Origin of the sequence: Deinococcus sp. Leaf326, from assembly GCF_001424185.1 — a bacterium.
In the GTDB taxonomy this organism is placed as follows: Bacteria; Deinococcota; Deinococci; order Deinococcales; family Deinococcaceae; genus Deinococcus.
Genome location: NZ_LMOM01000032.1, coordinates 224,557 through 235,231 on the forward strand (window position 1 = coordinate 224,557; position 10,675 = coordinate 235,231).

At 63.5% G+C, this 10,675-nt stretch carries 22 protein-coding genes; 4 read left to right on the plus strand and 18 right to left on the minus strand.

The window, feature by feature from the left end:
• Window positions 1–676 precede the first annotated feature (676 nt).
• The 6 genes from ASF71_RS11740 to ASF71_RS11765 are packed head-to-tail and all read right to left on the minus strand — an operon-like array spanning window position 677 to window position 2,813.
• On the minus strand, window positions 677–1,066 hold the full coding sequence (locus ASF71_RS11740) for a hypothetical protein (protein WP_056299985.1): 390 nt from the start codon (window positions 1,064–1,066) through the stop codon (window positions 677–679).
• Window positions 1,063–1,500, minus strand: a complete 438-nt coding sequence (locus ASF71_RS11745; RefSeq protein WP_056299990.1) for a hypothetical protein — start codon at window positions 1,498–1,500, stop codon at window positions 1,063–1,065. Before ASF71_RS11745 ends, ASF71_RS11740 begins: the two co-directional genes overlap by 4 nt.
• On the minus strand, window positions 1,497–1,790 hold the full coding sequence (locus tag ASF71_RS11750) for a hypothetical protein (protein ID WP_056299995.1): 294 nt from the start codon (window positions 1,788–1,790) through the stop codon (window positions 1,497–1,499). The genes ASF71_RS11745 and ASF71_RS11750 overlap by 4 nt, the downstream gene beginning before the upstream one ends.
• The gene (locus ASF71_RS11755; RefSeq protein WP_056299998.1) at window positions 1,787–2,017 is read right to left on the minus strand and encodes a hypothetical protein; all 231 of its coding nucleotides are present in this window, start codon (window positions 2,015–2,017) and stop codon (window positions 1,787–1,789) included. Before ASF71_RS11755 ends, ASF71_RS11750 begins: the two co-directional genes overlap by 4 nt.
• The gene (locus ASF71_RS11760; RefSeq protein ID WP_056299999.1) at window positions 2,014–2,196 is read right to left on the minus strand and encodes a hypothetical protein; all 183 of its coding nucleotides are present in this window, start codon (window positions 2,194–2,196) and stop codon (window positions 2,014–2,016) included. The genes ASF71_RS11755 and ASF71_RS11760 overlap by 4 nt, the downstream gene beginning before the upstream one ends.
• Complete coding sequence (locus tag ASF71_RS11765; protein WP_156372750.1) at window positions 2,193–2,813, minus strand: helix-turn-helix domain-containing protein; 621 nt, start codon at window positions 2,811–2,813, stop codon at window positions 2,193–2,195. Before ASF71_RS11765 ends, ASF71_RS11760 begins: the two co-directional genes overlap by 4 nt.
• 107 nt (window positions 2,814–2,920) lie before the next feature.
• Between ASF71_RS11765 and ASF71_RS11770 the strand changes: the two genes are divergently transcribed.
• A complete protein-coding gene (locus ASF71_RS11770; RefSeq protein WP_056300006.1) occupies window positions 2,921–3,496 on the plus strand; it encodes a hypothetical protein in 576 nt (191 codons plus the stop codon).
• A gap of 260 nt (window positions 3,497–3,756) precedes the next feature.
• On the opposite strand, the gene ASF71_RS11775 is transcribed toward ASF71_RS11770, so the two are convergent.
• The 11 genes from ASF71_RS11775 to ASF71_RS11825 all read right to left on the minus strand — a co-directional run bounded on the left by ASF71_RS11775 (window position 3,757) and on the right by ASF71_RS11825 (window position 8,532).
• The gene (locus tag ASF71_RS11775; protein ID WP_156372751.1) at window positions 3,757–3,972 is read right to left on the minus strand and encodes a hypothetical protein; all 216 of its coding nucleotides are present in this window, start codon (window positions 3,970–3,972) and stop codon (window positions 3,757–3,759) included.
• Window positions 3,969–4,565 (minus strand): hypothetical protein, encoded by a 597-nt coding sequence (locus tag ASF71_RS11780; RefSeq protein WP_056300011.1) that lies wholly within the window; start codon window positions 4,563–4,565, stop codon window positions 3,969–3,971. The genes ASF71_RS11775 and ASF71_RS11780 overlap by 4 nt, the downstream gene beginning before the upstream one ends.
• Window positions 4,562–4,852, minus strand: coding sequence for a hypothetical protein (locus tag ASF71_RS23735; protein ID WP_156372752.1), 291 nt, complete (start codon window positions 4,850–4,852; stop codon window positions 4,562–4,564). The genes ASF71_RS11780 and ASF71_RS23735 overlap by 4 nt, the downstream gene beginning before the upstream one ends.
• Before the next feature lie 448 nt (window positions 4,853–5,300).
• On the minus strand, window positions 5,301–5,810 hold the full coding sequence (locus ASF71_RS11790; RefSeq protein WP_056300014.1) for a RyR domain-containing protein: 510 nt from the start codon (window positions 5,808–5,810) through the stop codon (window positions 5,301–5,303).
• Window positions 5,803–6,090 (minus strand): hypothetical protein, encoded by a 288-nt coding sequence (locus tag ASF71_RS11795; RefSeq protein WP_056300017.1) that lies wholly within the window; start codon window positions 6,088–6,090, stop codon window positions 5,803–5,805. Before ASF71_RS11795 ends, ASF71_RS11790 begins: the two co-directional genes overlap by 8 nt.
• Complete coding sequence (locus ASF71_RS11800) at window positions 6,083–6,427, minus strand: hypothetical protein (RefSeq protein WP_056300020.1); 345 nt, start codon at window positions 6,425–6,427, stop codon at window positions 6,083–6,085. Before ASF71_RS11800 ends, ASF71_RS11795 begins: the two co-directional genes overlap by 8 nt.
• A 41-nt stretch (window positions 6,428–6,468) precedes the next feature.
• Window positions 6,469–6,852, minus strand: a complete 384-nt coding sequence (locus ASF71_RS11805; protein ID WP_056300023.1) for a hypothetical protein — start codon at window positions 6,850–6,852, stop codon at window positions 6,469–6,471.
• Window positions 6,849–7,376: a hypothetical protein gene (locus tag ASF71_RS11810; protein WP_056300028.1), complete on the minus strand. Its 528-nt coding sequence runs from the start codon at window positions 7,374–7,376 to the stop codon at window positions 6,849–6,851. Before ASF71_RS11810 ends, ASF71_RS11805 begins: the two co-directional genes overlap by 4 nt.
• On the minus strand, window positions 7,373–7,903 hold the full coding sequence (locus tag ASF71_RS11815) for a hypothetical protein (protein WP_056300032.1): 531 nt from the start codon (window positions 7,901–7,903) through the stop codon (window positions 7,373–7,375). The genes ASF71_RS11810 and ASF71_RS11815 overlap by 4 nt, the downstream gene beginning before the upstream one ends.
• 79 nt (window positions 7,904–7,982) lie before the next feature.
• Complete coding sequence (locus tag ASF71_RS11820) at window positions 7,983–8,303, minus strand: DUF6283 family protein (protein ID WP_056300036.1); 321 nt, start codon at window positions 8,301–8,303, stop codon at window positions 7,983–7,985.
• 22 nt (window positions 8,304–8,325) lie between these two features.
• Window positions 8,326–8,532, minus strand: coding sequence for a hypothetical protein (locus ASF71_RS11825; protein WP_156372753.1), 207 nt, complete (start codon window positions 8,530–8,532; stop codon window positions 8,326–8,328).
• Window positions 8,533–8,618: 86 nt separating this feature from the next.
• Between ASF71_RS11825 and ASF71_RS11830 the strand changes: the two genes are divergently transcribed.
• The 3 genes from ASF71_RS11830 to ASF71_RS11845 all read left to right on the plus strand — a co-directional run bounded on the left by ASF71_RS11830 (window position 8,619) and on the right by ASF71_RS11845 (window position 9,934).
• On the plus strand, window positions 8,619–8,852 hold the full coding sequence (locus ASF71_RS11830) for a helix-turn-helix transcriptional regulator (protein WP_162243105.1): 234 nt from the start codon (window positions 8,619–8,621) through the stop codon (window positions 8,850–8,852).
• A gap of 82 nt (window positions 8,853–8,934) precedes the next feature.
• On the plus strand, window positions 8,935–9,312 hold the full coding sequence (locus ASF71_RS11835) for a hypothetical protein (RefSeq protein WP_156372754.1): 378 nt from the start codon (window positions 8,935–8,937) through the stop codon (window positions 9,310–9,312).
• Between the two features lie 235 nt (window positions 9,313–9,547).
• A complete protein-coding gene (locus ASF71_RS11845) occupies window positions 9,548–9,934 on the plus strand; it encodes a hypothetical protein (protein WP_056300053.1) in 387 nt (128 codons plus the stop codon).
• Between the two features lie 3 nt (window positions 9,935–9,937).
• On the opposite strand, the gene ASF71_RS11850 is transcribed toward ASF71_RS11845, so the two are convergent.
• Window positions 9,938–10,675 (minus strand): hypothetical protein, encoded by a 738-nt coding sequence (locus ASF71_RS11850; RefSeq protein WP_056300056.1) that lies wholly within the window; start codon window positions 10,673–10,675, stop codon window positions 9,938–9,940.

The following is a 10,675-nucleotide window of genomic DNA, read 5'->3' on the forward strand; positions in this document are numbered from 1 at the left end:
GGCAGAGGGGGAGGGGAAGTGGCACGCCCTCCTGGGGGATTTTGGGTCGGTGAAATTTGAGGGTCCATCTAGATAGACGCGGGCCGGGGGGTGCCCCAAAGGGTGCCGGCGGGGGGTGGGCACCTGGGCTTGCGGGTGGGTTGGGGAGGGGTCGGCCCTGCACACTAATGACAATTGGTGGACAACACTTCCGGTTGTGCAGGGGATCAGCCCCCACTTTCCCGCACCCTCAAGCCCAGCTCGACCACCCTGCTCCGCTCCTCCGGGTCCATCCGTCGCCACGTCTTCGCATCCCCAGGGCTGAGGCGGATGCGGGTCGGCACGCTCTCCTTGCCGTCTAGGACAGGCTCCCAGGACTGCGGGGACAGGTTGGCAAGGCTGGCAGGGGACATAGCCCTGGGCTTGAGGTCAGGGCCACGCTTGGGGGTCTTGGGGCGTCTGGGCATACCTACTTGTAGTTGTGCAAGGGAAATAGGCTGGCACGCAGGCGGGTGAGAGTGAAAGAAGTGATGCCGCCTCGGGAGGAGGGGGTACGACAGGACAGGCCGTTATGGGATTCCCCATATCGTGTCTCAGACAGTGGGAATGCCGTTACGGGCATTCCCGTTTCGTGTCCTGTACAGCGAGAATGCCGCCTCGGGGGAGAACCCTGAGTACGGCATCAGAGAATCAGTGGTCAGGAGATGTCGTCAGTCCCCTCTTGCCAACGGTCATGGAAGTACTCCAGGTGACGCTCTGGTCGCTGTGTCACGTACATCCCATTGCCGGGGAGGAACACGTCACGGTGCAGGCGGGCCAGGCGGGCGTACTTCGTGGGGCTGTCGTGTCCATCCCACTTGCGGCCTTGTTTGCGGGGGACGTGTTCGAACAGGTGGAGGTCGTCCTTGGCGATGTGCCAGGAGACTTGGCCTGTGGGGAGGTCAATGATGATGACGTTGCGCCAGTTTTCGTCCCAGTAGCCGTCACCTTCGTGGTCTTCGATGCTGCTGGGGTAGATGACGGCGAGGGCGGCGATGAGCTGGGAGCGTTCGGTGTAGAGGGCGTCAAGTGGATCAGGGCTGGTCATGCCTTCTCTCCTGGCGTGGGCAGCGGGCTGGCGAGCATGGACAGGCCGGGGTAGGAGTCGGTATCGCTGAGGGTGGTGCCGCCTTGGGCAGTGATGCGGCGGGATTGCTCAGCCATGAGTTCGAGGATGTTCTGGGGCTTTCCTCGGTACAGGTCGGCGTAGCCGGTGCGGCGTTGCTCCAGGACAAGGCGGTGGAACATCCCTTCCAGTAACACGCGGAGCATCCGTCCTGCTGTCGCTGGGTCGTTGAGATTGCCTCTGAGGTCTTGGGTGTGCCACATGGGCTGGCCGTCTTCCAGGGAGTAGCACCACAGGGCCAGTTTGTCGGGGAAGTGGATGAGGGTGGGAATGAATCCGTGCTGCTCGAGGGCGGTGCGGTAGAAAGCGGCGTCAAAGCGGATGGGTGGGACGGTGATGCTCTCGGGTGCGTTCATGCCTTCTCGCCTTGCATGGCGTCGTACTCGGCTCTGTTGGCGGCGATGTAGACCCAGGGGCTTGTGGGGCCGTAGCCGACATGGAACGGGATGCGGCTGAACGGCTTGCCGTCGAGGTGAAGGAGGGTGAAGTCCTTGTGGTCGGGGCTGTCCTGCTTGAGTTCGACGAACCCGGCCATTTCCCACCAGATGATCTGGCCGGTGGCTGGTGTGGGGGTGCGGCTTCTCAGGACTTCGACGGCGTGGCGGAGTTCGGCTTGGGTGCGTTCAACGATCTCGGGTGCGGTCATGCCTTCTCTCCTTCGTCCTGGGCAGGGGTGAGGGTGGCGAGCTGGCGGGCTTCCTCGCGGCGCATCTCGTCCCGGACCTCATGGGTGGCCGTGCGCTGGGGCTGGGTGATGAGGGTTCGTATGCGGCGGAGGGCGTCACAGTAGCCGGTGGCATAGAGCGTGTTGTAGGGGGCGAGCAGGTCCAGGCGGTCAGTGATGTAGTCGAGCACGCGGTCTCGGTCGCTCATCTATCTTCTCCTTCGGTGAGGGCGGTCAGGCTGGGGGTGTAGAGGGGGAGGTAGAGGGCATCCCAGCGGGACCAGCGGTTGATCGCCCCCAGATAGGACCGGACCTCTTCGGCCTGGCGTAGATCGTTCATGGCGTCCTGCTTGATCTCGGTCTTGTCAGACTTCCAGGTGCCGCTCATTCCTTCTCCTTCCCGTCAGAATTTGACGGCTCCACCGTGATCGTTCGTTCCTGCAACCGGGCAATCTTCGCGGCCTGCTCCTCGCGCATGGTGTCCCGGACGCTGTGGACCACCTGCACCATGTGGTTGACGGTCTGGTTGACTTCGGTCTTGATCTGATCCCCGAACGTGTCGCGGTCATAGGCCTTGAGCAGAAACTCCCCGGCTTTCACTGCGGCGTTTGCCAGCTTGGGGTCGGTGTTGGTGGCGATGCTGTACATGCTGCTGACCAGGGTGTCGACCAGATCCACGTTCAGGAACTCGGTCACGACCTGGTTGAACGCTTCGTCCTGATCTCGCCAGCGGTAGAGGGTGCTGGGGCTGACCCCGGCGGCGGCGGCGGCGTGGCCGATGGTGCCGTGTTCTCTCAGGGCGTCAACGGCCCGGCGCTTGAGTTCGCGGCGCTTGATCTCGCCGGGCTTGAGGGTGTCGGCGGTCTTGACGGCTTTCCCGAGGTCGGCCAGGGCGAGCAGGGGGGCGACCTTCTCGTATTGCTCCACTGTGAGTTGCTCGCCGTAGGGTGCTTCTTCGCGCACTGGTGCGGGTTGGCCCTCTCCCGTTTCGTCTATTTCGGTCATGTGGTCATGCTGGCGGGCGGGCTTGTGGGGGTTGGCACGCTGTCAGAATTTGACGGGATGGGGGAGGAGAGTTGACAAGTGTAATCGTTAGGAGTTACAGTTAGGGCATGGAAACCGACATCACCCACAGCACCTACAACGGCCAGCCCAGCATTGAAGTAACGATGTGCCCCTGGAGCTACTTTCATATGTTTGCCATCCACTTTGACGCGACCACGTTCGAGCCGATGAGCAATGTGCGGCCGGAGGATGTGGCAAAGCTGCCTATCCTGAAAGCGCAGGTCGAGGAATTCGCTAACGATTACCCGGCACGGCTGGCCCGCATTGCAGAAATCAGCGCTCTCCCCGTCGTCTACCTACGTCTGGGCGAGCTGCCCGAAGGCGGGCGCAGCTATAACTACCGCGAGGGTCACAGCGAGGCTGGTGTGAGCTGCTACCGCGCTTATCAGGGGAAGGGCGTCCTGTACCTGGACTGCGTGGACGGATGCGACCCGATGGTCATGCTGGGTGGCAGTGGCGCGACGCGCAAGTGGTACATCATCAGCGGGGACGTGTGCGGCGTCGGTAGCGATGGTGAGCCGGTGCTGAACAACGCGCAGGTCGTCAAAAAACTGACCCGTAAGCCGAGTATTGAGGTGCTGTTCGCGGCTGAGCACCCCGCGTTCTGGAGCTGGGCCAAGTGACTCGCCTTCTCTCTTCGGCAGAGTGGGCGCAGGCTGTCGGGCTTTCTCCTGTTCAGGCACGGGCGCTCCTGCGGGATGGTCGAGTGGCGGGGGCTCAGCGGATCGGACAGCGTGGGTGGGCCATTCCAGAGGGGACCCCGAAACCTGATCCTCGACCAACAGGCGCAGCCGCGCATAAGAGATAGCCCCGCTTCGGCGGGGTTTGTGCTGTCAGAATTTGACGCCCCCACCCCTCGGCCGGGGCAGGAGCAGGGGGGGAGCTAGGGAGTAGGAGGGCCAGGAGGACGGGGCGCAGACTTGCTGCGATACCCCTTCGCCCGGATGGTGGCGTCAATCTTGGCGTAGTTACGCCGCGTCTCCTCGCGCTCTTGCTTCTCCCAGTCACCAGAGAAGCGCGCCGACCAGAACGCATAGGTCTGCTCCTGTGCCTGTTCTTGCCGGATGGCGTAGACCATGAATCCTGCTGCCCCGCTCATCCTCGCCCGCCGTCCCCGCCGAGCGCCTGGGCTGACGCGGGAGCCTGGGGCGCACTGGCCCACGTCACCTCGTGCGTCTGTGGCGTGTTCAGAATCTCCCACGCCGTGCCCCGCTGGGTCAGGCGGCGGAGAGCCGCATACATCAGGCGTTGCTCAGCCGCCGCGTTTTTTCGGAACTGCTGCGGGAATCGGCCCTCCCGGATGGCGTAATACGTCTCCACGTCACCCCTGCCCAAGTAGTCGAGACAGACCGTCTCTGCCACACGCCCACGCACATCGACCTCCAGCAGCCCCCAGTTCTCGGGCAGATCGGCGAGCTGGAGCAGACCCACAGGGGCCATGTACCAGCGGAAGTCGCCCATCCCGCGCTCAGGGTGGATCCTGAACGGTTTCTTCGCGTCAGCCAGGAAATCGGACCGGGTGGCCTTGCACTCGATCAATACGGTGTAGTCCAGGGTGGGCCGGAATCCAAGGCCGTCTGGAAATTCCTTCTGGCCCATGTACTGGAACTCGGAGAAAACGACACCGTGGCCGTGCTGAAACAGCCATCGGCGGGCCACACGAACCAGATCACTGTGCGTCAGTTCGCTCATCCTTCTCCCCCCGCGAGCGCCTGGGCCAGCGCGAGGCTCAGGGCCACCGCCGGAGCAGCAGCAGAGACGCAGTGCGGGCCAATCTCCGCCACATAGACCCGACCCGACCCCGACCAAATCGCCGCCCGGCAGTGCTCGGCGTGCATCTGCAACTCCCACGCCCAACCGCGCGCCTCAATCTCCTCCCGAAGTGCCATCTCTACGGAGAAGCCGTCGCGCTCGTTGGGTGCGTCCTGGGCAAACTGGACATCCCAACCGGCGTCATAGATCAGGGTGATGTCGGCCATCTGCCCGTAGGGTGGCGAGCTGACCTGTATCCGTCGCGGTATCTGCCGTGCCAGGACTGAGAGGGTCACCCCGAGAGGTGGTCCCCCTGCGCCGGCCAGCGCCTCCGCCGGGCTCACTGGGGCTCCGAGGTGGGGGAGAGAGCGATCTATTGCCTGCTGAGCCAATCTCTCGGCAGGAGTCCAAGCAAAGTCAATAAGGGTCTGAGGTCGAATGATGAATGCGGGGTCCAAGGCATAATTTGTGTGGTTGTCGTCAATGCAGATATACTTTCCCCGCTTTGTATCCCAGCGGAAGGCATAGTAATAGCGGGTGCCGCCCATGAACTTGACGCATTCATAGGACCGGAGGTCAAGTGGGCCTCCGATACTGCTTCGTTCACTGACGGCGCTCATCCTGCCCTCCCGGCCGGGGACGCGGCCTGGGCGTCAGCAGGCGCAAGGGCGCCGCTCACTCCGCACCCGCCAACGCCGGAGCAGGGGAGCGAGGCAGGCGGGCCAGCTTGTCGGCAGCGGCATAGATCGCATGAGCTTTTGGCCGCCATTCATCGGCCTCGTCGGTCTCAAGCCATTCACCCTCGGGGGTCAGGCAACCCAGACGTTCGAACACTGCGTCAACCTGACGGCGTAGGGTGGCCCATCGCCATGTGCGGGCATCGGTCACGGTAGGCACGCCCGCCTCCGCCCCGCTGCTGCTGGCTGGCGCAGGGGCCAACGCGGGGAGATGCTTCAAGACGGCACGAACAGTCGCACGATCCAACTCCTTCCCCGCTTCGGAAAGCTGGGCATAGGGCACCATGTACTCTTCCCCATCCGGCCCGCAACGGGACGTGACGCCCTGAGAGAGCTTCCCCTCCACCCAATCGGCATGGACGGCAGCGGCAAGGAGTTCCACCTGGGCGGCGTCCATCTTGGTGTTCTTCTCGGTCAGCTTGCTTTGTAGCTCGTGCCAGTCACTCATGGGTGCCCTTGTGGTACTTCCCCATCGGGTTGCGCGGTACGCCGGGATTCTGCGAGCAACTCGGGCAGAGCCAGCCATACTCCGGGAAGAACTGCCAGCCGGGAGGGGTAGCGGCGTGCCCAGGAGCGATGAGCGCCCGACCGGAAGCAGGGCAGGTGTGATACTGCTTGAGGGTGTCGCTCTCGATCTGCCCGCCGCAGGAGAACCCGTGTTCAACTCGGCGTTTACCGGCGAAAGGGCTGATCTTCACGGGGTAGTTGCTGCGGTCAATGTCACTCATGGGTGCCCTCCTGGGCGGGAGCGGAGGCGAGACGGTAAAAAGCCCACGAATACATGCCCTGCACCTTCATGCGGCGAGTCAGGAACCCCTCAGCCGTCAGAGCCTCACAGACCCGGCGCAAGTTGCCGTCACTGACCGGGTTCTCGGCCTCCCACTCGCGGAAGGCAGCCAGCCAGGGCGAGGGGTAGATGCGCTTCCCCTTCTCGGCCTGAAAGAGCGCGTCGATATCCGGGCGTTCGTGGTCGCAGATGATGTAGCGGAGCCCTCCGGTTGAGAACTCTGCCCCCGGATTCAGGGGGGCGCTGGCGAGTAGGGCAGCGCGGGCGCGGTCTGTCATGCTCACCCTCTTGCCCCTCTGCCCCTGCCCCTGCTCCGGGCTCATGGCCGCGCCTCGGGGACGGGAAGAAGAAAGGGATAATTGCGGCCCACATCCACGCTCAGCCACTGGGCACCCCGAGGCGTCAGGTGCACATTCGCGTGGTCCTCTGTCTCATCCTCGACAAGTTCCACCATCTGCGCCTCGACCAGTTCGGTCAGCATGTCCCCAGGAACATGACCGCTGCTGTGGTCGAACACGTCATTTGCCCAGCACCAGTCCACGAGAGCGCCGCAGGACAGGCAGTATTTGCTGCTCCACATGGACCCGTCGAATCGCCCGGAGTCTTTGCGGTAGGTCTGGCCCGGCTGAATGTCCACCCCGCATTCCTCGCAGCTATGGGGCTGGCGTGCCTTGACAACTTTGGACGTGTTGAAGTCGCTCATCCGCCCGTCCCCCCTTCCCCTGCCTGCCCGGCGCTGGCCTGAGCAAGCGCAGCGCGCCGGAAAGCCCGCCAGAGGACGTGGGCGTGCATCCCCTTCGTGACATGCGCGTCATCCGGCGTCCCCGCCCAGCACTCCGGGATATCGGACGGGTCACCGTGCTCATGCCGGTTGGCGAAGTGCCGCAGGTTGCCCATCGTGTGCGAGCCGCTCCGCACGTCAATCAGGTAGCCGCGCACCGCGTCAAGCTCTGCTTGTGTCGGCCTCTCCGCCTGTGCCTGAGCCCGCAGGACGGCATTCTCGGAAGCGAGGGCGGCGTTCTCAGTAGACAGGGCAATGACACGGCGGGCGAGGTCAGGCGCAAGGGCGAGCAGATCACCCGTGGCTAGGTTGGTACTGAGATTTTCCGCAACAGCCACCCGGCGCCCGGAGTCAAGATCGGCCCAGATGGTCGGGGTCCCGAGGCGCTTCCACGTCCCAGGGGTTGCCCCCTCCAGCAGCGCCCGCACCTGCTCCAGCCCGCTCACTGGGGCTCCGATGTGGGCAGAGCAGCACGCGCTTCGAGAATGGCGTGATACTCACTGCCCTTGATCTCCTGCACCCACTCGGGCCAGCTCGGAGCAGGCGCCTTGCCATCCCACGTCAACAACATCTCATCGCCGGTAGGATCGACACCAGCGTGACCACCTTTCCCGTGATTCGGATTGTGCCAAAACGGGGAAACACCTGCCCGCTCAAGCGCCGAGAAAATGCCCAACACGTCAAGGCCTCTGAGCTGTTCAGCTAAGGCCCGGCCTGCCTTCTTTCGCTTGGCGGGGACGTAATGATTGGGTTCATCTTTCCGGGCTTGCCAGCCTGGTTCTGTAGGCGGCACCTCTGTGACGATGGCCTTCACGTAGGCAAAGCCGAAGGCAAAGTTTCCCACACGGGTGATTTGCTTGATTGGCACCCCGGCAAGACGTGTGAACAATGCGAAGTTGGCAACCCTGACGGTCTCGGCATCGGCCACGATGGCAGCGGACTGTTCGGCTGGAATTTTGAAGTATCTCGTCATCTCTCGTCTCCTCCCTCCCCCCTTCCGTTGCTTGTGCGTGCGCCGGGGCGGGGGCTCACGCACGGCCAAAAGCGGGGGGCTAGTTGTGATGCCGGATAAACGCCGCCACGCTCTTAAACACCGGGGCATCCATCCGCAACCGGGCGCGGTCATACCCCCCAAAGCGCTCCATAATCCGCATCATCTGATTCGGCCGATTCAACCTTTCGAGCAGGATCATTGCCCCAGCGCAGTGCTGGCTATTCGCGCTCTCGGGCAGCGTCTTGTGGCAGGTAAAGGTCTGCTGATGCTGCGTGATGGCCTGGGCAATCTCGGCGGCCCGGTCGCCTCCTAACCACCCTTCGCGGCAGTCGGTACGGAAGGGGCAGTCCGGGCAAGGCTGGGTGAGGTCGTACTTCATGCTGACGCTCCTGCCCCGGCCGTCATGCGTTCTCGATGGGGTCAGTGAAATCAAAGTCAAAGTGCCCGTTCTGCGCGAGGTACTCCCGAATCTCCTCCACCCGCTCCTCGGTAGACATGGCCTCCCACACCTCACGCTCAATCTGGAACTCGTCCTTCCGCTTGCTGTGAATGTTGGCGTTGTTGTTGCTCCAGCACGCAATCGTCAGCATCTCGTCTTGGGTGTCCATATACTGATATGGTATCAGCATGTGGACAGGGTGTCAAATAGCTGATATGGTGTCAGCATATGGACATAAACGGATACAGTCAGGGGGTGATCGTCTGGAAGCTGGAAGAAACCATGCAACGGCTGGGAATCAGCCAATACGCCCTCCAAAAAGAGTCAGGAGTGGCAATCAACACCATCAAGGGGATGCGGAAGGGCGAAACCGAACGGCCCGACACCAACACCCTCAACAGCGTGGTCAACGCCCTACGCGCCAAGAGCGGGCAGGATATTCAGTTGCACGACATCCTTGAGTGGCAGCCCGATCCGGTGTCTTCCTGATGCCCCTTTCCCCTCTCGCCCGTGCCCTGTACCCCGCCGAGTGGCCGGCCATCAGCGCCAGCATCCGCAAGGAGGACCAGCAGTGAGAACGCCCGCTATGGAGATGCTGCCGCCCGAGATCGTCAATCATGCCCCTCTGACCGAATGCTGCCCTCACTGCGCGGCTGAAATGGAACTCCAGTTGGCTGACGTGTGGGCAATGGTCAATCAGGGATTCTTCCGCTTGGACACGCCCGACAAACGTCAAAGTGAACTGGAACGGTGGAAGCTGCGTCAGGACTGCCCCGGATGCGGCAAGCCGATTGACTTCAGCCTGATTCCAGTCGTGTCCTACCGCCTCAGTGCCCTAGCCCCCGACCCTCTGGAAAAGTACCCGCCCAACTCCCGTTACTGGGAAGCGCAGAAGCGTGGTCTGCCCACGTCCTCGAACCTGAAGCTCCCCGCCCCGGAGCAGCCATGAGCCTCAGCGCGGGCCAAGTGGCCGTCCTGCAAGCACTCGGAGAAGGCAGGGGGCTCTACTGCACCCCTAGCGGAACGTGGTATCAGACCAACAGACCCGGACGAATCAACCGCAAGCACATGCTCCCCCTAGTGACTCAGGGGCTCATTGAGCACGCTGAGAACACGGTGGGCCGGCATGACCTCACCCAAGCTGGCCGGGACGCGCTGCGGGCGCTGGAGCAAGAGGGGAGAGGATGACTGAGGGGCAGAGATACGTCCTCATCCGCTACCTCTCCCGCGCCGGCATGGCCTGGGGCTTCGCGGTCGGAAGCTGGGAATTGCTCGGCGGCACCCTGCTCATCATCATTCCGATCCTCTGTGCGTTCGGGGCGATGGTCATTCCCTTCCTGCCGGACTCAACAGCCCAGATCATGCGGCAGGAGTGGCGGGCCGGGATCAAGCAGCGGCAAGAAAAGCAGCGGCAAGAAGCGGAGCGGGCAATGAGCGGAAGACTTGCCCAAATGTACGTTGAAGCCCTGAGTCGTCAGGCTGCCGGCCAGGTTCTCAAGGAGGTTCCCCCCATCACCCGCCGGGACAGGTGGGTCGTTGAAATGCTGGCCGAGATGGAAGCCATGAAATAGCCGTCAGATTTTGACGCGCGCGACATCCAAGGCCACCGCCCGCCGCAACAGAGTCTCCACCTGCTCGGCACGGTGGCCGCGTGCTGTCAGAAAATGACGCGCCTGCCGCTCATGCGCATAACACGCCGGACGGCCAGTCGAGCGCTTCACCGTCACCTTCTCAGGCACTCCCGCGTGCCACGCCTTCGGGCTGATCTCGCTCACAGCTGCTAGCGCCTGCACGCTGATGTGATTCGGCGGCGGCGCGGTCGGCAGGCGAGCAGGCAGGCAGGCGGGGTCCACGAACCACTCCCCCCGAACCTTCACAGCATCCAACTCACCCGCCGCGCATTGCCGGTGCACAATCCCAACCAACCCAACACCCAGCAGAGACGCCGCCTGCTTCACCCCGACCCAACCCCTCGGACGGTGCGCACGGCGGCGTGAGGGCAGCCACAGGGCCACGACCGGCGCGGGGAGCAGCAACTCATGACCCCACATGCGGCAGTGACGCCGTGCCCAGGGTCGGCGGGCCAGCCATTGCCAGAGGGCTGTGCGGGTGGTGCCGGCCTCCTGAGCAAGCTGGCGGGCGGGCGTGTACTCGCGGAGGTCGTCGGCCAGGTTAAGCCGGGTTGCCATCTGGCGGATGGCGTTAGGGGTCAGGTTGGGGTGCCGGGCACGAACGAACGCGCCGCCGCGCAGGCAGTAGTGGGCCTCGAGGGTTGCCAGCTCAGCGTCGGTCCATTCGTGCGTCTCCCGCAT

Excerpts from the sequence above, each read along its gene's own strand:
- ASF71_RS11740 (WP_056299985.1), bottom strand. The coding sequence starts at position 1,066 with ATGACCAGCCCTGATCCACTTGACGCCCTCTACACCGAACGCTCCCAG.
- ASF71_RS11745 (WP_056299990.1), bottom strand. The coding sequence starts at position 1,500 with ATGAACGCACCCGAGAGCATCACCGTCCCACCCATCCGCTTTGACGCC.
- ASF71_RS11750 (WP_056299995.1), bottom strand. The coding sequence starts at position 1,790 with ATGACCGCACCCGAGATCGTTGAACGCACCCAAGCCGAACTCCGCCAC.
- ASF71_RS11755 (WP_056299998.1), bottom strand. The coding sequence starts at position 2,017 with ATGAGCGACCGAGACCGCGTGCTCGACTACATCACTGACCGCCTGGAC.
- ASF71_RS11760 (WP_056299999.1), bottom strand. The coding sequence starts at position 2,196 with ATGAGCGGCACCTGGAAGTCTGACAAGACCGAGATCAAGCAGGACGCC.
- ASF71_RS11765 (WP_156372750.1), bottom strand. The coding sequence starts at position 2,813 with ATGACCGAAATAGACGAAACGGGAGAGGGCCAACCCGCACCAGTGCGC.
- ASF71_RS11770 (WP_056300006.1), top strand. The coding sequence starts at position 2,921 with ATGGAAACCGACATCACCCACAGCACCTACAACGGCCAGCCCAGCATT.
- ASF71_RS11775 (WP_156372751.1), bottom strand. The coding sequence starts at position 3,972 with ATGAGCGGGGCAGCAGGATTCATGGTCTACGCCATCCGGCAAGAACAG.
- ASF71_RS11780 (WP_056300011.1), bottom strand. The coding sequence starts at position 4,565 with ATGAGCGAACTGACGCACAGTGATCTGGTTCGTGTGGCCCGCCGATGG.
- ASF71_RS23735 (WP_156372752.1), bottom strand. The coding sequence starts at position 4,852 with ATGGCCGACATCACCCTGATCTATGACGCCGGTTGGGATGTCCAGTTT.
- ASF71_RS11790 (WP_056300014.1), bottom strand. The coding sequence starts at position 5,810 with ATGAGTGACTGGCACGAGCTACAAAGCAAGCTGACCGAGAAGAACACC.
- ASF71_RS11795 (WP_056300017.1), bottom strand. The coding sequence starts at position 6,090 with ATGAGTGACATTGACCGCAGCAACTACCCCGTGAAGATCAGCCCTTTC.
- ASF71_RS11800 (WP_056300020.1), bottom strand. The coding sequence starts at position 6,427 with ATGACAGACCGCGCCCGCGCTGCCCTACTCGCCAGCGCCCCCCTGAAT.
- ASF71_RS11805 (WP_056300023.1), bottom strand. The coding sequence starts at position 6,852 with ATGAGCGACTTCAACACGTCCAAAGTTGTCAAGGCACGCCAGCCCCAT.
- ASF71_RS11815 (WP_056300032.1), bottom strand. The coding sequence starts at position 7,903 with ATGACGAGATACTTCAAAATTCCAGCCGAACAGTCCGCTGCCATCGTG.
- ASF71_RS11820 (WP_056300036.1), bottom strand. The coding sequence starts at position 8,303 with ATGAAGTACGACCTCACCCAGCCTTGCCCGGACTGCCCCTTCCGTACC.
- ASF71_RS11825 (WP_156372753.1), bottom strand. The coding sequence starts at position 8,532 with ATGGACACCCAAGACGAGATGCTGACGATTGCGTGCTGGAGCAACAAC.
- ASF71_RS11845 (WP_056300053.1), top strand. The coding sequence starts at position 9,548 with ATGACTGAGGGGCAGAGATACGTCCTCATCCGCTACCTCTCCCGCGCC.
- ASF71_RS11850 (WP_056300056.1), bottom strand. The coding sequence starts at position 10,675 with ATGCGGGAGACGCACGAATGGACCGACGCTGAGCTGGCAACCCTCGAG.